This window comes from Pseudomonas furukawaii (assembly GCF_002355475.1).
Taxonomy (GTDB): domain Bacteria; phylum Pseudomonadota; class Gammaproteobacteria; order Pseudomonadales; family Pseudomonadaceae; genus Metapseudomonas; species Metapseudomonas furukawaii.
The window spans coordinates 4,256,929-4,283,153 of record NZ_AP014862.1 but is presented as its reverse complement, the minus strand read 5'-3'; the positions used below and the strand labels follow the sequence as shown (position 1 = coordinate 4,283,153).

Annotated in this window: 25 protein-coding genes; 6 read left to right on the top strand and 19 right to left on the bottom strand. The window is 67.7% G+C overall.

Features of this window, described 5'->3' with window-relative positions; genetic code table 11:
• Positions 1-36 precede the first annotated feature (36 nt).
• A complete protein-coding gene (locus KF707C_RS19750; protein ID WP_003458385.1) occupies positions 37-1,419 on the top strand; it encodes an aspartate aminotransferase family protein in 1,383 nt (460 codons plus the stop codon).
• A 225-nt stretch (positions 1,420-1,644) separates the two neighbouring features.
• On the top strand, positions 1,645-2,442 hold the full coding sequence (locus KF707C_RS19745) for an SDR family NAD(P)-dependent oxidoreductase (protein WP_003458382.1): 798 nt from the start codon (positions 1,645-1,647) through the stop codon (positions 2,440-2,442).
• Positions 2,443-2,552: 110 nt separating this feature from the next.
• On the opposite strand, the gene KF707C_RS19740 is transcribed toward KF707C_RS19745, so the two are convergent.
• On the bottom strand, positions 2,553-2,897 hold the full coding sequence (locus KF707C_RS19740) for a cupin domain-containing protein (RefSeq protein WP_003458371.1): 345 nt from the start codon (positions 2,895-2,897) through the stop codon (positions 2,553-2,555).
• Between the two features lie 192 nt (positions 2,898-3,089).
• On the opposite strand from KF707C_RS19740, the gene KF707C_RS19735 reads away from it, so the two are divergent.
• Positions 3,090-3,770: a lipopolysaccharide kinase InaA family protein gene (locus tag KF707C_RS19735; RefSeq protein ID WP_003458369.1), complete on the top strand. Its 681-nt coding sequence runs from the start codon at positions 3,090-3,092 to the stop codon at positions 3,768-3,770.
• 4 nt (positions 3,771-3,774) lie between these two features.
• On the opposite strand, the gene KF707C_RS19730 is transcribed toward KF707C_RS19735, so the two are convergent.
• The 5 genes from KF707C_RS19730 to potE all read right to left on the bottom strand — a co-directional run bounded on the left by KF707C_RS19730 (position 3,775) and on the right by potE (position 9,977).
• On the bottom strand, positions 3,775-5,253 hold the full coding sequence (locus KF707C_RS19730; protein WP_036994766.1) for a TAXI family TRAP transporter solute-binding subunit: 1,479 nt from the start codon (positions 5,251-5,253) through the stop codon (positions 3,775-3,777).
• A 2-nt stretch (positions 5,254-5,255) separates the two neighbouring features.
• Entirely contained in the window at positions 5,256-6,449 is a 1,194-nt protein-coding gene (gene gltS / locus KF707C_RS19725; RefSeq protein ID WP_003458358.1) for a sodium/glutamate symporter, read from the bottom strand.
• A 134-nt stretch (positions 6,450-6,583) separates the two neighbouring features.
• Positions 6,584-7,648 carry a bifunctional DNA-binding transcriptional regulator/O6-methylguanine-DNA methyltransferase Ada gene (gene ada, locus KF707C_RS19720; protein ID WP_003458356.1) on the bottom strand — a complete coding sequence of 355 codons (1,065 nt, stop codon included), beginning with the start codon at positions 7,646-7,648 and terminating at the stop codon, positions 6,584-6,586.
• 86 nt (positions 7,649-7,734) lie between these two features.
• Positions 7,735-8,631 carry an amino acid ABC transporter substrate-binding protein gene (locus KF707C_RS19715; RefSeq protein WP_003458355.1) on the bottom strand — a complete coding sequence of 299 codons (897 nt, stop codon included), beginning with the start codon at positions 8,629-8,631 and terminating at the stop codon, positions 7,735-7,737.
• The gene (gene potE / locus KF707C_RS19710; RefSeq protein ID WP_003458353.1) at positions 8,628-9,977 is read right to left on the bottom strand and encodes a putrescine-ornithine antiporter; all 1,350 of its coding nucleotides are present in this window, start codon (positions 9,975-9,977) and stop codon (positions 8,628-8,630) included. The genes KF707C_RS19715 and potE overlap by 4 nt, the downstream gene beginning before the upstream one ends.
• Before the next feature lie 110 nt (positions 9,978-10,087).
• On the opposite strand from potE, the gene KF707C_RS19705 reads away from it, so the two are divergent.
• Positions 10,088-10,717: a class I SAM-dependent methyltransferase gene (locus KF707C_RS19705; RefSeq protein WP_003458351.1), complete on the top strand. Its 630-nt coding sequence runs from the start codon at positions 10,088-10,090 to the stop codon at positions 10,715-10,717.
• A gap of 584 nt (positions 10,718-11,301) precedes the next feature.
• On the opposite strand, the gene KF707C_RS19700 is transcribed toward KF707C_RS19705, so the two are convergent.
• Positions 11,302-11,808 carry a BRO-N domain-containing protein gene (locus KF707C_RS19700; RefSeq protein ID WP_003458349.1) on the bottom strand — a complete coding sequence of 169 codons (507 nt, stop codon included), beginning with the start codon at positions 11,806-11,808 and terminating at the stop codon, positions 11,302-11,304.
• Between the two features lie 375 nt (positions 11,809-12,183).
• Positions 12,184-13,095 carry a LysR family transcriptional regulator gene (locus KF707C_RS19695; RefSeq protein ID WP_036994762.1) on the bottom strand — a complete coding sequence of 304 codons (912 nt, stop codon included), beginning with the start codon at positions 13,093-13,095 and terminating at the stop codon, positions 12,184-12,186.
• A 67-nt stretch (positions 13,096-13,162) separates the two neighbouring features.
• Between KF707C_RS19695 and KF707C_RS19690 the strand changes: the two genes are divergently transcribed.
• The gene (locus KF707C_RS19690; protein WP_003458344.1) at positions 13,163-13,783 is read left to right on the top strand and encodes a LysE family translocator; all 621 of its coding nucleotides are present in this window, start codon (positions 13,163-13,165) and stop codon (positions 13,781-13,783) included.
• A 77-nt stretch (positions 13,784-13,860) separates the two neighbouring features.
• Here the strand turns inward: KF707C_RS19690 and KF707C_RS19685 are convergent, their stop codons facing one another.
• A complete protein-coding gene (locus KF707C_RS19685; protein ID WP_003458342.1) occupies positions 13,861-14,103 on the bottom strand; it encodes a hypothetical protein in 243 nt (80 codons plus the stop codon).
• A 237-nt stretch (positions 14,104-14,340) separates the two neighbouring features.
• Here KF707C_RS19685 and KF707C_RS19680 point away from each other — a divergent pair, with 237 nt between their 5' ends.
• Entirely contained in the window at positions 14,341-15,615 is a 1,275-nt protein-coding gene (locus tag KF707C_RS19680) for a CynX/NimT family MFS transporter (protein ID WP_003458340.1), read from the top strand.
• 13 nt (positions 15,616-15,628) lie between these two features.
• On the opposite strand, the gene KF707C_RS19675 is transcribed toward KF707C_RS19680, so the two are convergent.
• From KF707C_RS19675 to KF707C_RS19630, 10 genes are all read right to left on the bottom strand, one after another.
• Positions 15,629-16,552 (bottom strand): aldo/keto reductase, encoded by a 924-nt coding sequence (locus KF707C_RS19675; protein ID WP_003458337.1) that lies wholly within the window; start codon positions 16,550-16,552, stop codon positions 15,629-15,631.
• Complete coding sequence (locus tag KF707C_RS19670) at positions 16,549-17,832, bottom strand: NTP/NDP exchange transporter (protein ID WP_003458335.1); 1,284 nt, start codon at positions 17,830-17,832, stop codon at positions 16,549-16,551. The genes KF707C_RS19675 and KF707C_RS19670 overlap by 4 nt, the downstream gene beginning before the upstream one ends.
• Before the next feature lie 182 nt (positions 17,833-18,014).
• Entirely contained in the window at positions 18,015-19,337 is a 1,323-nt protein-coding gene (locus KF707C_RS19665; RefSeq protein WP_003458333.1) for a two-component response regulator AauR, read from the bottom strand.
• Positions 19,334-21,235 (bottom strand): sensor histidine kinase, encoded by a 1,902-nt coding sequence (locus tag KF707C_RS19660; protein ID WP_036994780.1) that lies wholly within the window; start codon positions 21,233-21,235, stop codon positions 19,334-19,336. The genes KF707C_RS19665 and KF707C_RS19660 overlap by 4 nt, the downstream gene beginning before the upstream one ends.
• Positions 21,236-21,353: 118 nt before the next feature.
• Positions 21,354-22,088, bottom strand: coding sequence for an amino acid ABC transporter ATP-binding protein (locus KF707C_RS19655; RefSeq protein ID WP_003458330.1), 735 nt, complete (start codon positions 22,086-22,088; stop codon positions 21,354-21,356).
• Positions 22,085-22,753: an amino acid ABC transporter permease gene (locus KF707C_RS19650; RefSeq protein ID WP_167394933.1), complete on the bottom strand. Its 669-nt coding sequence runs from the start codon at positions 22,751-22,753 to the stop codon at positions 22,085-22,087. The genes KF707C_RS19655 and KF707C_RS19650 overlap by 4 nt, the downstream gene beginning before the upstream one ends.
• Positions 22,750-23,496, bottom strand: coding sequence for an amino acid ABC transporter permease (locus tag KF707C_RS19645; RefSeq protein ID WP_003458326.1), 747 nt, complete (start codon positions 23,494-23,496; stop codon positions 22,750-22,752). Before KF707C_RS19645 ends, KF707C_RS19650 begins: the two co-directional genes overlap by 4 nt.
• Before the next feature lie 119 nt (positions 23,497-23,615).
• Positions 23,616-24,524: a glutamate/aspartate ABC transporter substrate-binding protein gene (locus tag KF707C_RS19640; protein WP_003458324.1), complete on the bottom strand. Its 909-nt coding sequence runs from the start codon at positions 24,522-24,524 to the stop codon at positions 23,616-23,618.
• Positions 24,525-24,807: 283 nt separating this feature from the next.
• Complete coding sequence (locus KF707C_RS19635) at positions 24,808-25,407, bottom strand: Yip1 family protein (protein ID WP_003458322.1); 600 nt, start codon at positions 25,405-25,407, stop codon at positions 24,808-24,810.
• Between the two features lie 149 nt (positions 25,408-25,556).
• Positions 25,557-26,162: a DNA-J related domain-containing protein gene (locus KF707C_RS19630; protein WP_003458320.1), complete on the bottom strand. Its 606-nt coding sequence runs from the start codon at positions 26,160-26,162 to the stop codon at positions 25,557-25,559.
• Positions 26,163-26,225: the final 63 nt, after the last annotated feature.

Below are 26,225 nucleotides of genomic sequence, written 5' to 3'. Positions count from 1 at the left end.
GTAACACCCCCGCAGGGGGACATAGGAGAAGCAGAGATGAACGCCCCAATCCAGGCCCAACGTGAAACCCGTGACTACCAGGCTTCCGATGCGGCCCACCACATCCACGCCTTCCTGGACCAGAAGGCGCTGAACGCCGAAGGCCCCCGCGTGATCGTGGGCGGCGAACGCCTCCACCTCTGGGACAACGACGGCAAGCGTTACCTGGACGGCATGTCCGGCCTGTGGTGCACCAACCTGGGCTACGGCCGCAAGGACCTGACCGCCGCCGCCACCCGCCAGCTGGAGCAGCTGCCGTACTACAACATGTTCTTCCACACCACCCACCCGGCGGTGATCGAACTGTCCGAGCTGCTTTTCAGCCTGCTGCCGGGCCACTACAGCCACGCGGTCTACACCAACTCCGGCTCCGAGGCCAACGAGGTGCTGATCCGCACCGTGCGCCGCTACTGGCAGATCCTCGGCAAGCCCGAGAAGCGCGTCATGATCGGCCGCTGGAACGGCTACCACGGCTCCACCCTGGGCGCCACCGCCCTGGGCGGGATGAAGTTCATGCACGAAATGGGCGGCATGCTGCCGGACATCGCCCACATCGACGAACCCTACTGGTTCGCCCAGGGCGGCGACCTGACCCCTGAGGAGTTCGGCCTGCGCGCGGCCCGCCAGCTGGAGGAGAAGATCCTCGAACTGGGCGCCGACAAGGTCGCGGCCTTCGTCGCCGAGCCGTTCCAGGGCGCCGGCGGCATGATCTTCCCGCCGGAGTCCTACTGGCCGGAAATCCAGCGCATCTGCCGCAAGTACGACGTGCTGCTGTGCGCGGACGAGGTGATCGGCGGCTTCGGCCGTACCGGCGAGTGGTTCGCCCACCAGCACTTCGGCTTCGAGCCGGACACCCTGTCCATCGCCAAGGGCCTGACCAGCGGCTATATCCCCATGGGCGGCCTGATCCTCAGCAAGCGCATGGCCGAAGTGCTGGTGGAGCAGGGGGGCGTCTTCGCCCACGGTCTGACCTACTCCGGGCACCCGGTGGCGGCGGCGGTGGCCATCGCCAACCTCAAGGCGCTGCGCGATGAAGGCGTGGTCGCCCAGGTCAAGGCGGACACCGGTCCCTACCTGCAGCAATGCCTGCGGGAAGTCTTCGGCAACCACCCGCTGGTGGGCGATATCCAGGGCGTCGGCATGGTCGCCGCCCTGCAACTGGCCGAGGACAAGGTCAGCCGCAAGCGCTTCGCCAACGAGAACGACATCGCCTGGCGCTGCCGCACCATCGGCTTTGAGGAGGGCGTGATCATCCGCTCCACCCTGGGCCGCATGATCATGGCCCCAGCCCTGGTGGCGAACCGCAGCGAGATCGACGAACTGGTCGCCAAGACGAAAAAGGCGGTGGACCGCACCGCAGAGGAGCTGGGGCGTCTCTGACGTCCCGCCGCGAAACGCCGGTTCAGGGCCGGCGCTTCGTTCACCACAGCTGCATAGGCAGTCTTCACGGCGCTCGGGGTGCTGCCCGCGCGCCGTTTTTTTTGTTCGTCGCGGTGTGGGGTGTCGGGGTGCTGTCGACCAACGGAGGTAGATTGATATTGTGCGTGTAATATTATGCGTGTAATTTAACTTCGTCCCCACATCGACCCACCCGGAGAAAGACCCATGAGCGAGCAGAAGCACAAAGGCGTAGCCCTGATCACCGGCGCGTCCAGCGGCATCGGCGCCACCTATGCCAAGCGCCTGGCCAAGCGGGGCCATGACCTCTTGCTGGTTGCCCGTGACCAGGCACGCCTGGACGCCCTGGCGGCGCAACTGCGTGAAGAGACGGGCGTGCAGGTGGAGGTGCTGAGGGCCGACCTGACCGAGCGGGCCGACCTGAACCGGGTGGCCCAGCGCCTGCGCTCCGATGCCGCCATCAGCGTGCTGGTGAACAACGCCGGCGTGGCCATCAACGGCACCCTGGCGGACACCGACCTCGACCGCTTCGACGCCATGATCCAGCTGAACGTGATCGCCGTGACCCACCTGGCCGCCGCGGCGGCCGCCAACTTCTCCGCCCAGGGGCGCGGCACCCTGATCAACATCGCCTCGGTCCTGGCCCTGGCGCCGGAGCTGTTCAACGGCACCTACAGCGGCACCAAGGCCTTCGTGCTGAACCTCAGCCAATCGCTGAACCAGGAACTGGCGGACAAGGGCGTGCGAGTCCAGGTGGTGCTGCCGGGCGCGACGCGCACCGAAATCTGGGAACGCTCCGGCACCGGCATCGAGAACATCCCGCAGGAAATCATCATGGACGTGGACGAAATGGTGGACGCCGCGCTGGCCGGCTTCGACCAGGGCGAACTGGTGACCATCCCGGCGCTGCCGGATGTCACCGACTGGGAGCGCTTCACCGCCGCGCGCTTCCACATGGCGCCGAACCTGTCCCTGTCCCGGGCGGCCGAGCGCTACAAGGGCTGATCGGGGCGGAATGCAAAAGGCCGGGCATTTGCCCGGCCTTTTGCTTTTTCACCCATTGCCAAGGGTGTGGGGGATGCGCCTCCGATGGGTTTGGAGGCCACCCCGCGTCCTCAGGCGAAGACGAAGTACTTGCGCACCGTCTCCACCACTTCCCAGGTGCCCTTCATGCCGGGTTCGATCACGAACACGTCGCCGGCCTTCAGGTGCTTCGGCTCCTCGCCTTCCGGGGTGATGATGCAGTAGCCGTCGAGGAAGTGGCAGTACTCCCACTTTTCGTAGTTCACCTCGAACTTCCCGGGGGTGCAGATCCAGGTACCCATGATCTTGCTGCCGTCCTTGGAGAGGTAGGCGTTCAGGTTCACGGTGTGCGGGTCGCCGCCGATGCGCTTCCACTTGGTGGCATCCACGACCGGCGTGGGGCAGGTTTCGCGCAGAACGGTGATGAAGTCGGACATGTCATCTCCAGAGGATCTGATGAAAGGCCCGTCACCATAGGACCATTGCCGGGACGGGAGTTGTCTGGATTCGACCCCCAGGTGCCTGGAAACGCGCCGGCAGGGCGCGCGAAAGGGCGCTAACGTGAATTCAGGGGGAGCCTTCACGGGTCCCGGGTCGTTGGGGCGACGCGCCCATCAGGAGGTGACTTTGTGAGTACGCAGAATCCGGCCCTGGAGGGCAGCTTCGACCAGTGGTGGGATGCCTATGGCGAATGGTTCGACCCCCAGGGCCCGTCACCGACCGGCGAGAGTGGCATCCAGCGCCTGCATACCCCGGACGGACGCCTGCTCTACAGCAAGCGCCAGGTCAATCACTTCCACCGCGACCTGACCCATCCCCTGGGACAACCGACGCTCCTCCACGAGATGCAGGCGATGCAGGCCCTGGCGCGCCTCGGCATCGGCGTGCCCCGGGTGGTGTTCGGCGGCGCCCGCAAGGTCGAAGGCGAGTCCCAGGCCCTGCTGGTGACCGAGGCCCTGGACGGGTACGAAAGCCTGGAGGACTGGTACGCCCGGCCCCACGCCGTGGAACTCCGCCAGCGGGTGATCCAGCAACTGGCCAATACCCTGGGCCGACTGCATCGGGCCGGGTGGGAACATGGCCGGCTCAGCCCGAACAACCTGTTCCTGCGGGTGATCGAGGGGCGTGATCCCAAGGTGGACATCGCCCTGCTGGGACTGGCCCAGGCGGAACACCGGATGACCGCCCACAGCGCGTCCAGGCACGATTTCGAGTATTTCAAGCAGCACCACAAACCCATGCCGGACGAAGACTGGAAGGCCTTCGTCAGGGCTTACGGGGATGTGATGGAGAGCGACTACATCCGCTAGCGGACTAGGGCGCCTGCAACGCCTGCAGGGCGCCCTCGTGCATGGGGATGGCCGTGCCCCGGCGCGCGTTGGCCCTGGACAGCTGTTCGCCCTGGATGCTGCCGGCGCCCAGCCAGTCCAGCCCCGGAGTGAACAGTTCGCGCACCAGGTGCTCCGCCTCGCCGACGCTGAGCCGCTCGTCCCCGAGCAGCAGGGCGCTGACGGCGAGGGTCGGCGTCGATCGGTCCTGGTTGGGGTAGCTGCCCACGGCGATACGGCTGGCGAAGGTGCCCGGGCGGGTGGCTTCCAGGCTGCGGATAGCCTGTTCGTCCAGGGGCAGCAGGCGCAGGGGCATGGCTTCGCTGGCCGCGCGAATGCTGTCGGCCGGTTCGCCGATGACCTGCAGCGTGGCGTCCAGCTGGCCGTCACGCATGGCGGTGAGGGCCAGCTGCAGGTCGAGGCTGGCGACTTCTGCCAGGTCGGTCGTTTTCAAGCCGTGGGCGGCCAGCACCGCAAGCGCCGTGTCCCGCGAGGCGGAGCCGGGCAGGCCGAGGTTGACCCGCTTGCCCTTCAGCCCGGCCATGTTCTCGATCGGGCCATCGCCCCGCACCAGCACGTGCACCGGCTCCGGATACAGGCTGGCCAGGACCCGCAGGCCGCCATAGGGGCCTTCGTCGCGGAAGGGACCGCTGCCGCTCAGTGCCAGGTGGGCCATGTCGCTCTGGGAAAAGGCCGCCACCGCATCGCCGTCCCGGAGCCGGCGCAGGTTGTCCAGGCCGCCCTCGGTGGTCAGCGGCGTCAGGTTCACGCCCCTGGGCCGCAGCAGGCTGGCCATGGCCTGGGCCAGCCGCGCGTACTGCCCGGACACCGGGCCGCCCGCGAGGGGATAGCCCTGCTGGAGCCGACTCAGGCGGCCCTGGATATTGCCCAGGGCGCGGCCGAGCTCGTCGGAGATGATGGCGCGTTCCTTCACCCCGGTGCCGCCAGGCGAAAGCTTGAGCGCGGTGCTGATGGCCGCCACCAGCTGTTCGCGGGGCTGGCTGGCGGCGGGCTCCAGGCTGCCCGGCGCCGGCGGGGGCTTGAAGCCCTGGGGCACCACGGCCGTCCAGCCCGAATCGGAGCGCCGGTAGATCAGGCTGCCGTGGGCCTTCAGTGTGTCGCCGGCGCGATTGCCCCCCGCGCGGATACCGGACAAGCCCCTGGGACCGGCGCCCAGCGCGCTCACCAGGCTGGCGACCCCGGGAGAGTCCCAGGAACCGAAATCCAGGTCCCGCTCCAGGCGCAGGCTGGCGTCGAAATAGACCACCAGGCGCTCTTCGTCACCCGGGGCATTGGCGTCGCTGGCCGAGCCGCGCCGATCCAGTTGCGCCAGGCGGATGCTGCCGGCGCCGAAGGCCAGGTCCAGGCGCTGCTGCACCTCGGCTTCCAGGCGGGCGGGATCGGGGCCCCGGGAACAGGCCGCCAGGGCCAGGGCCAGCAGGCCCATCAGCAGAACACGGAGCATGCTCAACCTCCCATTCCCGGCAGCGACAGGAAGCCCGTCAGCACCAGGGCGTTCAGCAGGTCGATGAGGAAGGCACCCACCAGCGGCGCGACGATGAAGGCCTCCGGCGCCGGTCCGTACTTGCGGGCGATGGCCTGCATATTGGCGATGGCGGTCGCCGTCGCGCCCGTGGAAAAGCCGCAGAAGGCCGCCGAGAGCACCACCGATTCGTAGTCGCGACCGGTGAAGCGGAACACCACCATGGCGGCGTAGACCATCGCCAGGATGGATTGCGCCACCAGTATCAGCAGCAGCGGACCGGCCACCGTCGCCACATGGGCGAGGTTCAGCGCCATCATGGTGATCACCAGGAACAGCGACAGGGTGACCGAGGCCAGCAGGTCGATGGCGCCGTCATTGAGTCGCACCCGTGCCAGGGGCAGCAGGTTGCGGATCGCCACGCCCATCAGCAGGCACCAGAGGAAGCTGGGCAGGGTGATGGGGCTGTCGCTGAACAGGCCCGCCAGGACCTGGCCGATCACCAGCGCGGCCAGGGTCGCCGACAGCACCGTGAGGAAGTTGGCCGAACCCACCGGCTCGGCCTGTGTCGCGCCACCCTCCGATTGCGCGGTTCCGCGCTGGACGCCCGCTTCCAGCCGGTGACGGCGGATCAGCCACTGGGCGACCGGACCGCCGATGATGCCGCCCGCCACCAGGCCCAGGGTGGCGGAGGTCATGGAGAGCTCCATGATGGATTGCAGGTTGTGCACCTCGGCGAAGCGGTCGGCATAGGCCGCTCCGGTGCCATGCCCGCCCACCAGGGTGATGGTTCCGCCCACCAGCCCCATCAGCGGATGCATGTCCATGCCCTTTGCGATGAGGATGCCAAGCAGGTTCTGCAACACCAGGAAGGGCGCCAGGACGATCACGAACAGCAACAGGCGCTTGCCACCGTGCCGCAGCATGGCCAGGTCCGCCGACAGGCCCACGGCGGAGAAGAAAGCCAGCAGCAGGACCGGTTTGGCGGTGTTGTCGAACTCCAGGTGCAGGTCGCCCAGGGCTCCGGCCAGGGCCAGGCCGATGGAAACCAACAGCCCGCCGGTGATGGGGTCGGGAATGTTGTAGCGCGAGAGCAACGGGACGAGCCGGTTCACCAGGCGGCCGAGGAGCAGGGCCAGGGTGGCCAGCAGAAGGGTTTCCAGGGGTTGCAGCGTCACGATCGAGCTTCCTGCCAGGCGTCCCCGAGAGGCCGGGGGCTGATTGGAGTTCTAGCCAAGGAGCGCGAACTTGTCGACCCGGCCCCGGAGCCCGGTATCCAGGGCCTGGGGTTCGCCACCGGCACCCGGCCGCTTCATCCCTCGGCCTCGCGGTCCAGCAGCCGGCGCTTGCGCTCCACCCCCCAGCGATAGCCGGAGAGGGCGCCGTCGCTGCGGACCACCCGGTGGCAGGGAATGGCCACGGCGATGCTGTTGGCCGCGCAGGCCTGGGCGACGGCGCGAACCGCGCGGGGCGAGCCGATGCGCTGGGCGATTTCCGCGTAGCTGGCGGTGCTGCCCGGTGGAATCTCCCGCAGCGCCTGCCAGACCCGCTCCTGGAAGGCGGTGCCGCGCACGTCCAGGGGCAGGTCCAGGCCGAGGTTGGGGGCTTCGATAAAACCCACCACGCGCGCCACCAGTCGTTCGAAGTCGCCGTCGCCGCCTATCAGCCGGGCCTGGGGGAACTTGTCCTGCAGGTCCCGCAGCAGGGCTTCAGGGTCGTCGCCCAGGAGCAGGGCGCAGACGCCGATCTCGCTCTGGGCCACCAGGAAATGCCCCAGGGAGCATTCGCCCAGGGCGAAGCGGATCTCGTTGTTGGCGCCGCCGGCGCGGTAGTCGGCGGGCTTCATGCCCAGCACCTGGGCGGAGTCGGCATAGAAGCGGCTGTTGGAGTTGAAGCCGGCATCGAGGATCGCTTCGGTCACCGAGGCGCCCGGGCGCAGGCGTTCACGCACCTTGCGGGCGCGCTGGGCGCGGGCGTAGGCCTTGGGGGTGAGGCCGGTGACGGCCTTGAACACCCGGTGGAAGTGGGAGGCGCTGAGGCCCGCCGCCTCCGCCAGGGCTTCCAGGCCCGGGGCGTCCTCGGCGCGCTCGATGTGCCGGCAGGCGGCCTCCACCAGGGCGGCGTGCTGGGCCGCCAGGCTGGTCATGTCGGCGGCGGCGCGGCGGCTGGGACGGTAACCGGCGGCCTCGGCCTCCGCGGCGCTGTCGAAGAACTCGACGTTCTCCGGACGCGGCAGGCGGGTGGGGCTGCTGGGACGGCAGTAGATGCCGGTGGTTTTCACGGCGTAGACGAAGTGCCGGTCGGCGGCGGGGTCCCGGGCCTGCACGGCGGCCCAGCGCGGGTCCTGTTCGACGGCTTTCCTGGCGGAGGATTTCATGGCGGTGGTCCGCTTGCGGTTCGTTCATGGCAGAGAGTATGCGGGCTGGCGTGCGCCCGCATCCCGACTCTTGCCGTCGAATTCCCTCAGCGGCGCGAATACACCTTGAACAGGGTCTGGTCCAGATCGCCGGGCGGCCCGAAGTAGCGCGTATACAAGGGCACCATGTCGCCGGAGCGGTAGAAGCGGCTCAGCGCGGTGTCCACCTGCAGGCGGAAGTCCTCATCGCCCCGGGCCATCGCCAGGGAGACGGGCTCGAACTCGAAACGCCGGTCCAGCACCATCAGCCCGGCGTTGGACGCGTCACGCTGCACCAGGCTGCGCAGCATCATCTGGTCGGCGAAGAAGGCATCCGCCTCGCCCTTGGCGACTTTCTGCACCCCGTCCAGTGCGCTGGGAACGGTGTCCAGGGTCACCAGTACCTTGAGCAGGCGCAGCCGTTCCCGCGCCCAGCTTTCCACCACGGTGCCGCCCTGTACCACGAAATGGGCGGCGGTCAGGCCCCGGTTGACCGTGGCGCGCCAGGTGGGGCCGCTGGGCGACTCCTCGCCCTTGAGCACGCGGACCAGGTGCGGGGAGGCGTCCTGGCGCAGCACCACGCCGACGCCGGCCGTGTACACCGGCAGGGAAAAGGCCAGGGTTTCCCGGCGCTTCAGGGTTTCCACGACCGGGCTGCAGAGCAGGTCGACGCCGCCTTCGCGCACCACATCCAGGGCCTTCTCCGGCGCCAGCGGGACGAAGCGCGTGCGCAGTTGCGCCAGGCCGGGTTGGGTGCGCAACTGATCGGCCACCTTCTGGCAGAGGTCGACGCCGTAGCCGGAGGCGCCATCGCCTTCGCTGACGCTGAAGGGCGGCTGGTCCGGCAGGTAGCCGAGGGTGAGGGTGCCGCTGGCGCGGACGCGGTCCAGGGTCTGGGCGACGGCCAGGGACGGCAGCAGTGCGGCGAGCAGCAGGGGCAGCCAGCGCAGGGGGGCGGCGTTCATGGCTGGTCCTCCAGGCCGAGTTCGCGCTTTCGCGCGGTGCGCTCTTCGAGGAAGCGCTCGGCGATGTAGCCGAACATCAGGTAGCCCACGGCGGTGACCAGCATGCCGCCGAACACCGCCTCGGTGCCGGAGGCGTAGAGCGCGTAGAAGCTGTAGGCCATGGCCACCAGCAGGGCGGCGACGTTGCGGTGGTGGGGGAAGCCGGTCACCCCGGCCTTCTGCATGATCACCAGCAGCGCGGACAGGGCCGTGATGTAGGGAATGATATTGGTCACCGCCGCCAGGCTCACCAGCTTGCCGAACTGCTCCGAGGCGTTGGGGGAGATGGTGGAAATGGCCATGCCGCTCTGCAGCAGGGCGTTGGCCAGCAGTCCAGCGATCGGGGCGCCGAGCAGGGTGACCTTGGCGAAGAAACCGGGAAACATCCGTTGCTCGGCGGTGACCTTGGCGGTCTGGGCCAGGGTGAACTGCCAGCCCAGCAGCGAGCCGACGCAGGCCATCACCGCCAGCCCCATGATGATGTTACCCACCAGGGGATCGAACATCTGGGCGTAGACGAAGGCGAAGGGTGCGCTGGAGTTGGCCAGCTCGGCGTTGGGCACTATGCCCATGATCACCGAGGTGGAAAGCACGTAGACCACCGCCGCACCCAGGGTGCCCAGCAGGCAGGCGAGCGGCACGTTGCGCTTGGGGTTTTCCACGGCATCGGAGTTCTGTGCGGCGGATTCCATGCCGAGGAAGGCCCAGAGGGTCAGCGGAATGCTCTGGGTGATGGCGTCACTGGTGGCGATGCCATTGGGGTTCCAGGCGTCCTCGAACACCTGGGGGTCGAACCAGAACCAGCCGATCAGCGACAGGCCCGCCACCGGGATGATCACGCCCCAGACGGTGATCGAACCGATGTGCCCGGTGACCTTGGGCCCGCCGAAGTTGGCCAGGGTGGTGAGCCAGATCAGCCCCAGGGTGCCGATGAACAAGGGGATGGCGCCGGTCCCCAGCCAGGGCAGGAAGGGCGTGAGGTAGCCCACGGCGGAGATGGCGATGGCCACGTTGCCGATGGCCAGGGACAGGAAGTAGAGGTAGGAACAGAGGAAGAAGGCCGACTTGCCGTGGGCCTCCTCGGTGTACGCCGACATGCCGCCGGAGCGGGGGCAGAAGATGCCGCATTGGGCGAAGCAGTAGGCGATGGCCATGGAACCGATGGCGGTGATGCCCCAGGACAGCAGCGAGATGGCGCCCAGCTGGGCCATGCTCGACGGCAGCATGATGATGCCCGAGCCCATCATGTTCACCGCCACCAGGGTGGTGAGGCCCGTGAGGGTCATTTTCTTTCCGGTGTCGGCCATGACGAGTCCCGCGCAGATGTGGGTTCCAGAAAGATAGGCGGCGTCCTGGAAAGTTGCCGCCGCCGAGAGCGTAGAATTCAGTTTTCCGTCCAGATTCCTTCGAGCCCGCCATGCCCCTGCGTCCCGACGACCTCGCCAGCATCACCGCCACCACCCTCGACGACTACGAGCGCAACGCCGACGAGTTTCGCGAGGGCACCCGCGACCATGACGTGAGCCAGAACATCGCGGCGCTGTTGCGGCATATCCGTGGCGAGGCGCCGTTCGTCATCCTCGACTTCGGTTGCGGCCCCGGCCGCGACCTGGCGGCCTTCGCCCGCCTGGGTCACCGCGCCATCGGCCTGGACGGCACCGCCCGCTTCGTCGCCATGGCCCGCGCCGACTCCGGTTGCGAGGTGTGGCAGCAGAACTTCCTCGCCCTCGACCTGCCGGCCGAACACTTCGACGGCATCTTCGCCAACGCCTCCCTGTTCCATGTCCCGCGCCAGGAGCTGCCCCGGGTCCTCGCCGAGCTGCGGGACGCGCTGAAGCCGGGCGGCGTGCTCTTCAGCTCCAATCCTCGGGGGCAGAACGACGAGGGCTGGAGCGGCAATCGCTACGGCGCCTGGCATGACTACGAGAGCTGGAAGGCCCTGCTGGAGGCCGCCGGCTTCGAGGCGCTGGAGCACTACTACCGTCCCGTTGGCCTGCCCCGGGAGCAGCAGCCCTGGCTGGCCAGCCTGTGGCGCAAGCCCCGGTAGCGGGCCGACGGTCACGCGCGCAGCCTGGCTCCGTAGGAGCCGGCTCGCCGAGGAATGGCGCGGGCCTTGTTCGCGAGCAAGCTCGCTCCTACAGGGGCGCGGTGCAGCCGGCATTGCACGGACCGCCCCCTCTCCCTCTGGGAGAGGGCGGGGGAGAGGGAAGCCGGCGGCGCCTCGGTGTTTCATCACTTGACAGGGCCGGTGGATGGAAAAGCGCCATCCACCCTACGGGGCGGTGCAGCAGGCATTGCACGGACCGCCCCCTCTCCCTCTGGGAGAGGGCGGGGGAGAGGGAAGCCGGCTGCGGCTCGGTGTTTCATCACTTGACAGGGCCAGTGGATGGAAAAGGGCCATCCACCCGGAGCAGTGCAGCCGGCATTGCACGGACCGCCCCCTCTCCCTTCGGGAGAGGGCGGGGGAGAGGGAAGCCGGCTGCGGCTCGGTGTTTCATCACTTGACAGGGCCGGTGGATGGAAAAGCGCCATCCACCCTACGGAGCGGTGCAGCCGGCATTGCACGGACCGCTCCCTCTCCCTCCGGGAGAGGGCGGGGGAGAGGGAAGCCGGCGGCGGCTTGGTGTTCCATCACTCCTGGGCGGGCAGTCGCTTCCAGCTGGGTTCGAGGCCGAGCGCCGGGTCGTCATTGGCTGCCATGAACACCGGCAGGTCCCGTCGCGCGATCCATAGTTCGCCCTGCCACTGCACCACCCCCACGCGCTGGTCCGCCCAGGTCATGAAGGCGCGCCGGGGGCTGGCGTCGGGTTCGCGGTGAAGATCATGCAGGGTGGGCAACACCTCTTCGCTGAGCCACTGGCCGATCAGCCCATGCTCCGGATGCCCGAAGCGGAACAGCGCGTGATAGGCGCCCTGGTCGCTGATCATCTCCATTTCCTCCAGGGTTCCGCTGTCGTACCGCAGCAGCACCGTGCGGCGCTGGAAAGCGACCAGTCGCCTGGCCAGCAGGTGGGCGCGGGGCGCCGCGATGAGGCGGGCGAAGTCGTATCCCGAGAACCAGGGTCGGTGGTCGATCATCACCGCGCGCAACTGGCGGGAATGTCGGTGGAAAACGATGGGGGTGTATGCGTCATGCATGGTGGTTCTCCGTTATCGGTTGGGGAGTTGCCACCTGCGTCGCCAAACGAGGGTGGCAAACCGCGCGGGGTTGGCGAACCGGCTAACGGGAACCGGCAGATCACGAGGATCTCCCCGCGCGATCTGCCATATAGCGCTGCAGTGAAAACTGCAGTTGTGAAGGGGCCTGCAAGAAGCCTACGCCGCTTCTCGCATGCACCGTTCGGCGCAATCGCGCCCGTTATTAAGCCGGGTCGCCAAACCCGTCCACGGGATTGACCGTGGCCGGGGCAGGATAGGGAGGGCGAGGCGCAAGGGCAAGCCAGGGTCGTGGCCCGCATGCATTCCGGGAGCGGGGTTGCGGGCCTGGACTCCGGTGTCCTGGGCGCGGTGCCGTCAGGCCTGTGCCCTCAGCCACGCCAGCAGCCGTGCCGGCGGGCTATCGGGCTCCGGGGCGCTGGGCGCCAGCAAGCAGTAGCGGGAACCGTCTTCGATGAAACCCTGGGGCGCCACCAGCAGGCCACTGTCCAGGTCGTCGCGGACCAGGTGCCAGGGGCCGATGGCCACGCCCAGTCCGGCGACGGCCGCCTGGAGGCTGAAGTAGAAGTGCTCGAAGTGCTGTTCCGTCGCTGGCGGCAGGTGCTGGCCCGTCAGACCGGCCCAGTGGTTCCAGGCGCCGGGGCGGGTCTGGCTGTGCAGGCGCGGGGCACTGGCGCCGAGGGTGTCGCCGTCGAACCAGTCGGCGGCCAGGGCAGGGCGGCAGACGGGCCCGACCCGTTCGGCGAACAACGGCTCTGCGTGGTAATGGGCCGGCCAGGGAAAGTCGTCGCGGCGGATGGCGAGGTCGATGCCGGCGTCGAAGCTGAAGGGGCCGCCGCCGGCGACCAGGTGGACCTGCAGTTCGGGGTGGTGGCGCTGGAAGACCGGCCAGCGCGGAATCAGCCAGCGCATCAGCAGGGTGGGTTCGCAGGACACCACCCAGCGCCGTTGCTGCCTGACGCTGGCGCGCAGTTCGTCCACGGCCGCACGCATCAGGTGCAGGCCCTCGCCCACGGCGGCGGCGAGTCGGCGCCCGGCATCGGTGAGGTGGACGCGGCGGTTGCGCCGCTCGAACAGGGGCAGGCCGATGTCGTCCTCCAGCAGGCGCACGGCTCGGCTCACGGCGCCGTGGGTGAGGTGCAGCTCCGCCGCGGCGCGGGTGAAGTTCTCCAGCCGCGCGGCGGCCTCGAAGCAGCGCAGGGCCAACAGCGAGGGCAGGCGGCTCTGTCTAATCGGTGAGCTGGATTCACGGATATGGTCAGAAGACATCGTTAATCACGGTGGCGGTGTGTCGCTAGGATAGGCGCATTCTTACACCTCCTGGACAGGATAAGACATGACCGAACTGCTAGCTGTAATCACCATCACCCTGCTGGCCGTGATCAGCCCGGGGCCGGACTTCGCCATGGTCACGCGCAACAGCCTGCTGCTCTCGCGCCGTGCCGGTGTGCTCACGGCCCTGGGGGTGGGGGTAGGGGTGTTCGTCCATGTCGGCTACACGCTCTGGGGCCTGGGGCTGCTGGTGCGTGAGTCGATCTGGCTGTTCAACCTGCTGAAGCTGCTGGGGGCCGCCTATCTCATCTACCTGGGCGTGAGCCTGCTGCGGGCGCCGGCGCAGGCTGTGGACACCGCCCCGCAGGAGGCGCCGCAATCGGACCTGGCCGCGCTGCGCATGGGGTTTCTCACCAATGCGCTGAACCCCAAGACGTCGATCTTCGTGGTGAGCCTGTTCATGCAGGTGGTGCAGCGGGACACGCCGCTGGAGGTGCAGGCAGGCTATGGCGCCTTCATCGCCCTGGCCCATGTGGCTTGGTTCGGCCTGGTGGGGCTGTGCTTTTCCACCGGCGCGGTGCGCGCCCGGCTGCTGGCGGTGCGTGGCGTGATCGATCGTGCCTTCGGCACGCTGCTGGTGGGATTTGGCGGCTTGCTGCTGCTGTGGCGGCCGTCGTCGAGCTGAGCCGTGCGGCTGTGCGCAAAGGGTTTTGGTGTCTGGCCGTGGTGCGTCCCGGGGGAAGCGGGGCGCCAGGCATTTCTTCAACCCCGGCGAGGCGCCTGCCTGGGCAGGTCCTTGCCCGCCTCGGGCACCCTGGGATGGAGGATGGCCTGGCGCACCTTCTCGTAGTCCTCGTAGGGCAGGCCGGCGCGGCTGAGCATTTCCAGGGCGAACTGCTTCACCTCGGCGTCGGTGTAGGGGCGCGGTTCGGGTTCCGGCTGGCTGGCGCAGCCGGCCAGGACCAGGGCCGTTACGGCCAGCGCAAGGATCGGTACGTGCTTCATGGCGCCCCCAGGGCATCGATGGCTTGATGCTGCGCAGGCTACCAATGGGGCCGGGACCGGAAAAATCATCCCCGTAGATAATGACTATTGCCTGGGTCGCAAGGATGCCCGGGTTGCGGGCAGATAGTGAGCCAGCTAACATTTTTCGCCTGATTTCATCGGATGACTCGATGACCCTCATGTCCACACCCGCCCTACAGCGTTCCCTGGTGGATAGTGCCCTGGAGCTGCCTTGCCATGAACGCCCCGAATTCCCTGGATGACACCCCGCTTTCCTGCCCGCCGGAAGAGCTGTTGATCGATGCCGAGGCCGATGACGAGCCGGCGCCACCGGCCTTCCGCGGCAGCGCCTGGCTGCTGCTGGCGGGCCTGGTGATGGTGGCCCTGAATCTGCGTCCGGCGCTGTCCAGCCTGGCCCCCTTGCTCAACATGGTGCGCGAGGCCACCGGTCTCTCGGCGTCCGGTGCGGGGTTGCTGACCACCTTGCCGGTGCTCTGTCTCGGCCTGTTCGCGCCGCTGGCGCCCATGCTGGCGCGGCGCCTGGGCAGCGAGCGCACGGTGCTGCTGATCCTCCTCACCCTGGCGGGCGGCATCCTGCTGCGCAGCCTGTTCCCGGTGGCGGGGCTGTTCCTTGGCAGCCTGGTGGCGGGCGCCAGCATCGGCATCATCGGGGTGCTGCTGCCGGGTATCGTCAAGCGCGACTTCCCCCATGTCGCCGGGCTGATGACCGGGGTCTACACCATGTCCCTCTGCCTGGGCGCGGCGCTGGCCGCTGGCGCCACCGTGCCCCTGGCCGAGGCCCTGGATCACGCCTGGCAGCCGGCCCTGGCCTTCTGGGCGTTGCCGGCCATCCTCGCCGCATTGGTCTGGCTGCCCCAGGCGCGGCAGTCGGGGCACGCCGGGCGCCAGGCCTATCGGGTGACCGGGCTCTGGCGCGACCCGCTGGCCTGGCAGGTGACCCTCTACATGGGCCTGCAGTCGTCCCTGGCGTACATCGTGTTCGGCTGGCTGCCGTCGATCCTCATCGACCGGGGCCTCTCGGCCGTGGATGCCGGGCTGGTGCTGTCCGGCTCGGTGATGGTCCAGCTCATCAGTGCGCTCGGCGCCCCCTGGCTGGCCACGCGGGGACGCGACCAGCGCCCGGCGGTGGTGCTGGTGATGGGGCTGACCCTGGCCGGGCTGCTGGGCATGCTCTATGCGCCCTTGTCCGGGATCTGGGGCTGGGCGGTGGTGCTCGGCCTGGGGCAGGGCGGCACCTTCAGCATCGCCCTGGCGCTGATCGTGCTGCGTTCGCGGGATGCCCACGTGGCCGCCAACCTGTCCGGCATGGCCCAGGGCGTGGGCTATACCCTGGCGGCCATGGGCCCGTTGGCGGTGGGCGTGGTGCACGACCTGACCCATGGCTGGAGCGCGGTGGGCTTCATCTTCGTCGGCGTGAGCCTGGCGGCCACGGCTTTCGGCCTTGGCGCCGGCCGCAACCTCCAGGTGAACGCCCGCAGCGAACATCTCTGAGGAGCGTCGCGGCTCACACCCTCTGGAGCAGGCGCTCGCGAAACGCCGGGTCCGCTTCCTTGCCGCGCCCGGCCTGGAGGTTGTCCAGCATGTGGCGGGGGTTGCCGGTTCCGGGAATCACGCAGGTCACCGCCGGGTGGCTCAGGCAGAACTTCAGCAGCAGTTGCGGCCAGCTCGTGCAGTCATACTCGCCGGCCCAGCCCGGCAGGGGCGCTTGCAGGAGGTCGCGCAGCAGGTTGCCGCCACCGAAGGGGCGGTTGATCAGCACCGCCACACCGCGCTCCCGGGCGAGCGGCAGGATGCGGCGCTCGGCTTCGCGGTCGTTCAGGGCGTAGTTGATCTGCAGGAAGTCCAGCGGCTCGGCGCGCAGCACGCGCTCCAGTTCGTCGTAGGCGCTGGCCGTGTAGTGGGTCACGCCCAGGTAGCGGACGCTGCCGTCCTCCTTCCATTGGCGGAGGGTTTTCAGGTGCTCCCGCCAGTCCACCAGGTTGTGCACCTGCATCAGGTCGATACGGGGGCTGCGCAGTAGCTCCATGGACCGGCGCATCTGGCGGATGCCGTCCTCGCGGCCCCGGGTCCAGACCTTGGTGGCGACGAAGGCGCGGTCGCGGGCGCCGATCGCTTCCAGCAGATCGCCCACCGTCTCCTCCGCCTGGCCGTACATCGGCGAGCTGTCGATCACCGAGCCGCCCGCGGCGAGAAGGCTGTTCAGCACCTGGCGGCAGTCCGCCCAGGCGTCGCGGTCGGTGGCGGCGATGTCGAAGCCCCGGTAGGTGCCGACGCCGATCACCGGCAACGGCTCGCCGCTGGCGGGAATGGCGCGGCGGCGTATCGGCTGCCCGGCGGTTTCCGCGCCCAGGCTCAGGGGGCTCATGGCCAGCAGCGCCGCGCCGGCGCCGAGGCGAAGGAATTGTGCGCGGGTGATGCCGCTTTTCATGGTCCGACCTCCTGGGCAGTGATGCCCCGTTCATGCCACCGGCCGAGTCTCCAGCCCAGCAGGGACCAGGCCAGGGCGATGCCGGCTCCCACCAGGGCCACCAGGGCGGCGCCCAGGCCGATGGCGTCCAGCAGGGTTTTCAGCCAGGCGCTCATGGCGTCGCCGCCGCGATAGACCAGGGTGTCGATGACGTTCTTCGCCCGGTATTTGCGCTGGGCGCCCAGGGGGACGAAGAGCATTTCCCGTCCCGGCCGGATGAAGGCGTATTCGCCCACGCGGCGCACCACCATCACCACCGCCAGCACGGCGAACTGCGGCAGCAGGGCCAGGGCGAGGAAGCCCAGGGCCACCAGCAATGGCACGGCGCCGAGCAGGGCGGTGACGCCGAAGCGCTGGGCCACGCGGCCGGCGACGAACAGCTGGCAGGCCAGGGAGAGGGCCTGGACGGCAAAGTCCAGCAGGCTGAAGACGCGGAGCTGTTGCGTTCGGTCCGGGAACAGCTCCGCCACCCGCCGCGCCTGTTCGAAGTAGAGGAAGGTGCTGGTGCAGGTGAGCAGCAGGACGAAGGCGCAGATGCCCAGCAGGTAGGGCGAGCCCAGCACCAGGCCGATGCCGGCGAAGGGATTGCCGGGCACCGGGCGCTCCGGAGGTTCGGTTTCAGCGCCTGGGCGCCCGGCCCCATCGGTGGCGCGCCAGGCCATCAGCCAGCGACGCAGCAGCAGGGTGGGCAACAGCAGCGCGGCCGCCAGCATCAGCAGCCCGGCCGCACCCAGGTGGCCCGCGAGCAGGCCGCCCGCCAGTGGGCCGAGCAGCCCCCCGAGGCTGGCGCCGGCGGCGATGGCGGGGAACAGGCGCTTGGCCTGCTGGCGGTCGAACACGTCGGCCAGCAAGCTCCAGGCCAGGGACACTACGAAGAGGTTGTAGACCGAGAGCCAGACGTAGAAGGCGCGGGCCGTCCACAGGGGATCGGGAATGCGCCAGAGCAGCCAGGCGAAGGCCAGCAGGTGGCTGGCGAAGAACAGGTAGACCCAGTCGAGGAACACCCGCCGGGGGACGCGGGCGTTCAGCCAGCCGAAGGCCGGCACGGCCACCAGCATGGCGATGAAGGTGGCGCTGAACAGCCATTGCAGGTTTTCGACGCCGCCCGCGATGCCCATGGTTTCCCGCACCGGGCGCAGCATGAAGTAGCCGCTGAACAGGCACAGCAGCAGGGCGAAGGCGGCGAGGGCCGGGGCCAGTTCACCGGCCCTGGCGTGGATGGCGCGGTGCAGCGGGGACATGGCGGTGGTTCGTGTGGGCTGGTCTGGAAGGGTTTAGACCATGGTGAGGCCTGATGTTATGCGGGAGGGGTTGCAGGATTTTTCGCAGGTTGGGCCAAGCGCAGTGCGGCCCGACCTGAGGTGGCGCTGGGGCTCGCGTCGCTCAGCCACAACCTGCGGCCCCTGACCGCCGAGCGGGGCGGTCACAGTCCGTACTTCTTCACCTTGTCGAACAGGGTGGTCTTGGCCATGCCGAGGGCGATGGCGGCCTGGCTGAGGTTGCCGTCATGGCGTTCGAGGGCGGCCGTCAGCAGGTTCTTCTCGAAGGCTTCCACCGCCTCGGCGAAGCGCGGCTCGGCGTCGTCCGGGGCCTGGCCGCTTTTCTTGAACACCGGCAGGCCCAGGGCGAAGCGTTCGGCGACGTTGCGCAGCTCGCGCACGTTGCCCGGCCAGTCGTGGGCCATGAGCGCGGAAACGGTAAGGTTGTCCAGTTCCGGTGGAGGACGGTCGAAGCGCAGGGAGGACAGCTGCAGGAAGTGCTCGAACAGCAGCAGGATGTCTTCGCGGCGATCCCGCAGGGGCGGCAGCTCCAGGGTCACCACGTTGAGGCGGTAGTAGAGGTCGCTGCGGAAGCGCCCGGCGCGGCCTTCGTCCTCCAGGTCGAACTTGGTGGCGGCGATCACCCGGCAGTCCACCGGGATCGGCTGGTTGGAGCCCAGGCGTTCCAGGGTCTGCTCCTGGAGCACCCGGAGGAACTTGATCTGCAGGTTGATGGGCATGCTCTCGATTTCGTCGAGGAACAGCGTGCCCTGGTGGGCGTGCTCGATCTTGCCGATACGGCGCTTGCCGGCGCCGGTAAAGGCGTGGGCCTCGTGGCCGAAGATCTCGCTGTCGAAGAGGTTCTCCGGCAGGCCGCCGCAGTTGAGGGCGACGAATTGCTTGCCCTGGCGCCGGCTGTAGTCGTGGAGGCAGCGGGCGACCAGTTCCTTGCCGGTGCCGGTCTCGCCTTCGATGAGCACGTTGGCGGCGGTGTCGGCGACGTTGGCGATGAGCTCGCGCAGGGCCTGGATGGCCGGCGAGCGGCCGATGATCCGCTGCTCCAGGGACTGCCGGCCGGCGAGCTGGCGGCGCAGGCTGGACACTTCCCGGGCGAGGGCGCGTTGTTCCAGGGCGCGACGGGCCACGTCCACCAGGCGCTCGGGAGAGAAGGGCTTCTCCATGAAGTCGTAGGCGCCGTCACGCATGGCCTTGACCGCCATGGAGATGTCGCCGTGGCCGGTGATGAGCACCACCGGCAGGCTGCGGTCGCGGGCCTTGAGGCGCTCCAGCAGGGTCAGGCCGTCCATGCCGGGGAGGCGGATGTCGCTGATGACGATGCCGGCGAAGTCGTCTCCCACCCGGGCCAGGGCTTCCTCGGCGCTGGCGACGCCGACGCTGGGGATGTCTTCCAGGGCGAGCGCCTGCTGGCAGCCCAGGAGGACGTGGGGGTCGTCTTCGACGATGAGGACGTTGAGCGGCTCGGTCATGGGGCGGGGCTCCCGGGGTTTTCCAGCAGGGGCAGGCAGAGCTCGAAGGCGGTGCCGCCGCCCTCCGGGTGATGGGCAGCGAGGCTGCCGCCGGCGGCGGTGGCCAGGCTGGCGGAAAGGGTCAGGCCCAGGCCCAGGCCGTGTTCGCCGGGCTTGGTGGTGAAGAAGGGCTCGAACAGGTGCTCGCGGTTGGCCGGGTCGATGCCGGGGCCGTTGTCCCGCACCTGCAGGCGGTAGGTACTGCCGTCGACCCGCCCGGCGAGCCAGAGCTGGCAGTCGTCCTGGCCGCTCATGGCGTCCAGGGCGTTGGCGATGAGGTTGACGAGGATCTGCTCCAGCCGGGTCTGGTCGATGGCCAGGAGCACGTCGGCGAAATCCCGGTGCAGGGTGAGCGCGGTGCGCTCCAGGCGGGTGCTGAGCAGGAACAGCGCGGCATCCACGGCTTTGCCCAGGCGGGCCTGGCCGTGGTCGTCGGAGCGCCGGGCGAAGGCCCGCAGGCTGGCGGTGATGCGGCCCATGCGGTCCACCAGTTCGTTGATGGCCGCGAGGTTGGTGCTGGCGGTGTCGAGGGCGCCCCGGGCGAGGAAGCGCACGGTATTGCCGGAAAGGGTGCGCAGGGCGGCCAGGGGTTGGTTGAGTTCGTGGGCGATGCTGGTGGACATCTGGCCGATGACCGCCAGCTTGCCGGCCTGGACCAGCCCGTCCTGGGCCTTGCGCAGGTTTTCCTCGGTCTGCTTGCGCTCGCGGATTTCCTCCAGCAGGCGGTGGTTGCTGGCGCGCAGGTCGGCGGTGCGTTCGGCGATCTTGCGTTCCAGTTCGTTGTTGGCGGCCAGCAGCGCCTCGCGGGCGGCCAGGCGGGTGGCGATCACCTTGCGGCGTTCGTTCCAGGCGATCAGCAGGAAGGCCAGCAGGGCGAGGCCGACCGCGGCGAGCATGCCCTGGATGATGGCCTCGCGGCGCAGGTCGGCGAGCGGCGAGAGCAGGGTGAAGTGCCAGGGCGTGCCGGCCAGGGGGCGGGTCTGGGCCAGGTAGGCGATGTCGTCCTGGTCCTGGCCGTCGGGGCCGTGGCTGGCGAAGCTGATGGCTTCCAGGCCCTCGCCGAGGCTCTCGCGGGAGCGGGGTTCCCATTCGTTCAGCGCCCACCAGTAGTACTGCAGGCTGCGGGCCAGGCGTTCCTTGTCGTCGGCGGACAGCGGGCGTACCGCCTTCATCCGCAGGGCCGGGTCGCTGGAAAGGATGATGATGCCGTTCTCGTCGCTGACGAAGGCTTGCAGCCGGGCCTTCTCCCAGCGCTCCTGGAGGGCCTCCAGCTTCACCTTGACCACGGCGACGCCGATGATCCGGCCCTGGTAGCGCAGGCCGTGGGCGAGGTAGTAGCCGGCTTCGCCGGTGGTGCTGCCGATGCCGTAGAAGCGGCCGGGACGGCCTTGGACGGCGTCCTGGAAGTAGGCGCGGAAGGCCAGGTCTTCACCCAGGAAGCTGTCGGCCTCCCGCCAGTTGCTGGTGGCCAGCACGCGGCCTTCGGTATCCAGCAGGAAGGTGGCGCGGGCGCCGCTGCGGCGGTTGAGGCCTTCCAGGTAGTCGTTGACCAGGTTGCGCCGGTAGGGCGTGGGATGGAGCAGCAGGTGGCTGACGCTGGATTCCAGCTCCAGCAGGCTGGGCAGGTAGGTGTAGCGGTTGATCTCGCTTTCCACGGCACGGGCGTGGAGTTCCAGCTGGCGTTCGCCGTTGTCGCGCAACTGGCGGATGCCCGATTTCTCGCTGAGGTGATAGCCGAGGTAGCCGACGCCCAGCATGCACAGGATGAGCAGCAGGATCAGCGTGAGGTGGCGAAGCAGGCGCGGTTTCACGGTCAGGGCGGGCGGTACGGCGCGGAGGCTGGTGGTGGGGCATTGCATCATAGTCATCCGGGCCGTTCCAGCCCGCCGCCCGGAAGGGCGCCGAGCGGCGGGGCGGGCGTGGGAGCGGGCTTGCTGGCGAACATTCGCCAGCGAGCTGGCTCCTACGGGTACGGGCTTAGTGCTGAAGGATCTTGGCGAGGAACTGCTGGGCGCGGTCGGAGCGGGCGTTCACGTCACCGAAGAATTCTTCCTTGGCGCAGTCTTCGACGATCTGGCCACGGTCCATGAAGATCACCCGGTCGGCCACCTTGCGGGCAAAGCCCATTTCGTGGGTCACGCACATCATGGTCATGCCTTCCTGGGCCAGCTCCACCATCACGTCGAGCACTTCGTTGACCATTTCCGGGTCGAGGGCGGAGGTGGGTTCGTCGAACAGCATCACCACCGGGTCCATGGCCAGGGCGCGGGCGATGGCGACCCGTTGCTGCTGGCCGCCGGAGAGCTGGCCGGGGTGCTTGTGGGCGTGGGCCTTGAGGCCGACGCGGTCGAGCAGCTTGAGGCCCTTGTCCAGGGCTTCTTCCTTGCCACGGCCAAGTACCTTGACCTGGGCGATGGTCAGGTTCTCGGTGATGGACAGGTGGGGGAACAGCTCGAAGTGCTGGAACACCATGCCCACCCGGGAGCGCAGCCTGGGCAGGTTGGTGGCCTTGTCGGCGATGGAGGTGCCGTCGACGACGATATCGCCCTTCTGGAAGGGTTCCAGGGCGTTGACGCACTTGATCAGGGTGGATTTGCCCGAGCCCGAGGGGCCGCAGACCACCACCACTTCGCCTTTCTTCACCTCGGTGCTGCAGTCGGTCAGCACCTGGAAGTCCCCGTACCACTTGTTGACGTTCTTGATGGAAATCATACGGCTAACCTTTTCTGCAGGAGTTTGACCAGCTGGGAGGCGATGAAGCTGACGCTGAAGTAGACCAGGCCGGCGAAGATGAGGAACTCATGGGGCTGGCCGATGATGTCGCCACGGGAGCGGGCGGCGTTGAGGAAGTCCATCAGGCCGACGGTGTAAACGAGCGAGGTGTCCTGGAACAGGATGATGCTCTGCTGCAGCAGCAGGGGGGTCATCTTGCGGAAGGCCTGGGGCAGGATGATCAGGCGCATGCTCTGGCCGTAGGTCATGCCCAGGGCGGAGGCGGCGCCCATCTGGCCCTTGGGGATGGCCTGGATGCCGGCGCGGACGATCTCGCAGAAGTAGGCGGCCTCGAACATCATGAAGGCCACCAGGCAGGAGGTGAAGGCACCCACGGGGGTGTCTTCGCCGGTGATCGCCCGGAGGATGAAGGGCACCGCGAAGTAGAACCAGGTGATCACCAGCAGCAGCGGGATGGAGCGGAAGTAGTTGACGTACAGCCCGGCGAGCTTCGACATCAGCGGGTTGTCGGACAGGCGCATCAGGGCCAGCAGCGTGCCCAGGGCGATACCACCGAGTACGCCCAGCACCATCAGCTGCAGGGTCATCAGCATGCCCTCGCCCAGGCCGGGCAGGGCGGGGATGATCGCGGAGAAATCCATCATTTACCCCCTACGGCGATCAGGCCGGGCACGGCGACTTTGCGTTCCACCAGGCGCATGAGCAGCATCAGGCTCATGTTCAGGGTGAAGTAGATGAGGGTGGCCAGGGTGAAGGCCTCGAACAGGTTCGCCGAGAACTCGGCGGTCTGCTTGGTCTGGGCCAGTAGCTCCATCAGGCCGATCAAGGATGCCACCGAGGAGTTCTTGAAGATGTTGAGGAACTCGCTGGTCAGCGGCGGAATGATGATGCGGAAGGCCTGGGGCAGCAGCACGTAGCGGTAGATGGCGGGCAGGCGGAAGCCCATGGCGCGGGCGGCGCCGAGCTGGCCCTTGGGCAGGGCCTGGATGCCGGTGCGGACCTGTTCGCAGACGCGGGCGGCGGTGAACAGGCCGAGGCAGATCACGACGCTCAGGTAGGCCGAGGTGGCCGGGTTGAGGTCCTGCTTGAACCAGATTTCCAGCGGCTCGGGCAGAAGGTCCGGCACCAGGAAGTACCAGAGGAAGAGCTGCACGAGCAGCGGCACGTTGCGGAAGATTTCCACGTAGGCGGTGGCGATGCCGGAGACCCAGCGATTCGGCACGGTGCGCATCACGCCGAGCAGGGAGCCCAGCAGCAGGGCGATGATCCAGCCCACCAGGGCGATGGCGATGGTCCAGCCCAGGCCGGTGACGAACCAGTCCAGGTAGATTTCAGTGCCGATGCCGGTGGACTTCAGGAACACGCCCCAGTCCCAGTTGTAGTTCATCAGGGTTTTCCCCTATCAGGTCGGTCTGTCTGCGGTGAGGGCAGTGGGAAAGGGGGCGAGGGTCGTCCCACCTTCCCTCTCCCCAGCCCCTCTCCTGGTGGGAGAGGGGAGAGCGGTCGTCAGATTTCTTCGGCCGACTTGTCAGTGGGGTTGGCGACCAGCTTCTTCAGCTCGTCGCTCATGGGGAAGTTCAGGTTCAGGCCCTTGGGCGGGATGGGCTGGGTGAACCATTTGTCGTAGATGCCATTGATCTCGCCGGAAGCGAAGACCTGGGAAATGGCCTTGTCCACCACCTGCTTGAAGGGCTCGTCACCCTTGCGAACCATGCAGCCGTAGATCTCGTAGGACTGCGGGGTACCGGTCACGACCCAGTCATCCGGCTTCTTGGCCTTGGCCATTTCGCCGTAGAGCAGGGCGTCGTCCATCATGAAGGCCACCGCGCGGCCGGACTCCAGCATCAGGAAGGACTCGCCGTGGTCCTTGGCGGAGATGATGTTCATGCCCATCTGCTTCTCGGCGTTCATGGACTTGATCAGGCGCTCGGAGGTGGTGCCGGCGGTGGTCACCACGTTCTTGCCCTTGAGGTCGGCGAAGTCCGTGATGTTGGCGCTCTTCTTCGACAGCAGGCGGGTGCCTACCTCGAAGATGCCCACGGAGAAGCCGACCTGCTTCTGGCGCTCCAGGTTGTTGGTGGTGGAACCGCACTCGATGTCCACGGTGCCGTTCTGCACCAACGGGATGCGGGTCTGGGATGTCACCAGGTTGTAGCGGACCTTCAGCTCAGGCATGCCCAGTTCCTGCTTGATGGCCTCGACGACCTTCAACTGGAGGTCGTGGGAGTAGCCGACGGGCTTGCCCGGCTCGGTGCCGAGGTAGGAGAAGGGGATGGAGGCGTCACGGTGACCGAGGGTGATGGTGCCGGTCTCCTTGATCTTCTTCAGGGTGCCGGTCAGCTCGGCGGCGAAGGCCGGCGCGGAGATCAGGGTCGCTGCGATGGCGGTGGCCAGTACCTTGGGGAGCATACGCATGAAGTTCAGTCCTCGACGATGTTTGTTCTTATCGGCGCGGTAGGAGTCCGCGTCCGTCGAGGATCTGTATTGGCAGGATGCGTGCCATCTGTATGGCCTGGGTTTGTTTTGTTCAAGCCATTGAATTTAAAAGGATTTAATTGTTTGTGTGGTGTAGGTGTCCGCCCGGGTTGTCCGGTCTTCCGAACAGGACGTCGTTTGGCGTTCGGTTTTCCGAATGAGGGGCGTGCGAGCCAAATGAAAAGGCCGCCCGGTGGGCGGCCTCATGTGCGGATGGAATCGCTCAACTGGTGTAGACCGGCCCCAGCCCGAAGCCCCAGAGGATCACGGCGGAGGCGATCATGGCGACCAGCACCACCAGGCCCACCGCCAGCACCGAGCTGGAGAACAGGAAGCCTTCGTCCTTGGGAATGTTCATGAAGGTGGGAATGCCCACATAGAGCAGGTAGACCGTGTAGCAGATGGCCAGGGTGCCCACCGTCGCGCCGAACCAGAGGTGCGGGTAGAGCGCGGCCAGACCGCCGATGAACAGTGGCGTGGCGCAGTACGCGGCGAAAACGACACATTCGGTGATGCTGGGATTGGCATCGTAGGTACGCGCCATCCAGTGGATGAAGCCGCCCATCACCGCCACGCCGGCCAACATCGCCAGGTAGGACATGATGGACATCTGCAGGGCGCTGGCCTGCGTGAGCATGACGGGATCGCCCTTGCCCAGGACCCAGCCGACCTGCGTGGTGCCTATGTAGGCGGAGATCACGGGTATGGCCGCGAGGATCAGGACGTGGGTGAGATACATGTGGCTGATGCTTTCCTCTTCGCCACGAATTTCCTGCCATTCTTGATCGGGATGGGTGAAGAGCCCCCAGACGTGGTGGATCATGCTGAACACCTCCTCATTATTATGAGGTCGCCCCCCAGCGAAGCGCCGGGGGCGCGTAGCCAGCGCCACCCGGTGCCCGGCCGACCTATGCGACCTTATGTCGCAGTATAGGCAGAGTGTTTCGTCGCGCCTTAGAGCGAATGGAAGATTCAGCTCCGGCTGTAATAGCGCTGAAGTATTTCCATCGCCTTGTTGATGGATTGCAGGCGCGAGGTGCTGCCGCCTCGATCGGGGTGATGCTGGCTCACCAGTTGGCGATAGCGCTGCTTGATGCGCTCCAAGCTGAGGGGTTGGTTGTCGTCATGAAGGCCGAACAATTCAAGGGCTGCCTGCTTTTCTTCACTTCCCTGCATCCGCGTCCAGAAGCTTGCCAGTAACTTTCCTACGTCCTCTTCAGTAGTGTCCCTCAGGTTTTTCAGATCCAGGTAGTAGTCCCGCAACGGATCCAGTTCGCTGAGGCTCGCTGCCGTACCCGGTTCGTAAGGCAGCAACTGGACGCAGAGGGGGTTGATGGCGAGATGGGCCTGCCGGTCGCCATTGAGGCGGTCGCGCAGCCGATAGAGCGCGTTGAAGACCAGGAAGTGGGTGCGGAACAGGACCAGGCGGTCGGTGAGTTCCAGATGGGGGATATGGGTGGAGTGGCCGGCCTTGAGCGCCAGGATCAACTGATACTCGCTGAGCCCCTGGGGCGCGTCGAGCAGCAGGGCGTGAAGCTGGTCGCTGAGGTCCTGGGCGGGGTCGAGGTCGTGGCTCATTCGCGGGAGCCTAGCACAGGCTGACGATGGGGCTGGGGTGGCGCGCGCTTTGTGCGTAAAATA

Coding starts and splice junctions, on each gene's coding strand:
- KF707C_RS19650 (WP_167394933.1), bottom strand. CDS start 22,753: ATGATGGATTTCTCCGCGATCATCCCCGCCCTGCCCGGCCTGGGCGAG.
- KF707C_RS19745 (WP_003458382.1), top strand. CDS start 1,645: ATGAGCGAGCAGAAGCACAAAGGCGTAGCCCTGATCACCGGCGCGTCC.
- KF707C_RS19690 (WP_003458344.1), top strand. CDS start 13,163: ATGACCGAACTGCTAGCTGTAATCACCATCACCCTGCTGGCCGTGATC.
- KF707C_RS19685 (WP_003458342.1), bottom strand. CDS start 14,103: ATGAAGCACGTACCGATCCTTGCGCTGGCCGTAACGGCCCTGGTCCTG.
- KF707C_RS19635 (WP_003458322.1), bottom strand. CDS start 25,407: ATGATCCACCACGTCTGGGGGCTCTTCACCCATCCCGATCAAGAATGG.
- ada (WP_003458356.1), bottom strand. CDS start 7,648: ATGAAATCCTCCGCCAGGAAAGCCGTCGAACAGGACCCGCGCTGGGCC.
- KF707C_RS19680 (WP_003458340.1), top strand. CDS start 14,341: ATGAACGCCCCGAATTCCCTGGATGACACCCCGCTTTCCTGCCCGCCG.
- KF707C_RS19730 (WP_036994766.1), bottom strand. CDS start 5,253: ATGCTCCGTGTTCTGCTGATGGGCCTGCTGGCCCTGGCCCTGGCGGCC.
- KF707C_RS19660 (WP_036994780.1), bottom strand. CDS start 21,235: ATGCAATGCCCCACCACCAGCCTCCGCGCCGTACCGCCCGCCCTGACC.
- KF707C_RS19645 (WP_003458326.1), bottom strand. CDS start 23,496: ATGAACTACAACTGGGACTGGGGCGTGTTCCTGAAGTCCACCGGCATC.
- KF707C_RS19670 (WP_003458335.1), bottom strand. CDS start 17,832: ATGTCCCCGCTGCACCGCGCCATCCACGCCAGGGCCGGTGAACTGGCC.
- potE (WP_003458353.1), bottom strand. CDS start 9,977: ATGGCCGACACCGGAAAGAAAATGACCCTCACGGGCCTCACCACCCTG.
- KF707C_RS19655 (WP_003458330.1), bottom strand. CDS start 22,088: ATGATTTCCATCAAGAACGTCAACAAGTGGTACGGGGACTTCCAGGTG.
- KF707C_RS19700 (WP_003458349.1), bottom strand. CDS start 11,808: ATGCATGACGCATACACCCCCATCGTTTTCCACCGACATTCCCGCCAG.
- KF707C_RS19695 (WP_036994762.1), bottom strand. CDS start 13,095: ATGTCTTCTGACCATATCCGTGAATCCAGCTCACCGATTAGACAGAGC.
- KF707C_RS19750 (WP_003458385.1), top strand. CDS start 37: ATGAACGCCCCAATCCAGGCCCAACGTGAAACCCGTGACTACCAGGCT.
- KF707C_RS19665 (WP_003458333.1), bottom strand. CDS start 19,337: ATGACCGAGCCGCTCAACGTCCTCATCGTCGAAGACGACCCCCACGTC.
- KF707C_RS19630 (WP_003458320.1), bottom strand. CDS start 26,162: ATGAGCCACGACCTCGACCCCGCCCAGGACCTCAGCGACCAGCTTCAC.
- KF707C_RS19640 (WP_003458324.1), bottom strand. CDS start 24,524: ATGCGTATGCTCCCCAAGGTACTGGCCACCGCCATCGCAGCGACCCTG.
- KF707C_RS19715 (WP_003458355.1), bottom strand. CDS start 8,631: ATGAACGCCGCCCCCCTGCGCTGGCTGCCCCTGCTGCTCGCCGCACTG.
- KF707C_RS19740 (WP_003458371.1), bottom strand. CDS start 2,897: ATGTCCGACTTCATCACCGTTCTGCGCGAAACCTGCCCCACGCCGGTC.
- KF707C_RS19675 (WP_003458337.1), bottom strand. CDS start 16,552: ATGAAAAGCGGCATCACCCGCGCACAATTCCTTCGCCTCGGCGCCGGC.
- KF707C_RS19705 (WP_003458351.1), top strand. CDS start 10,088: ATGCCCCTGCGTCCCGACGACCTCGCCAGCATCACCGCCACCACCCTC.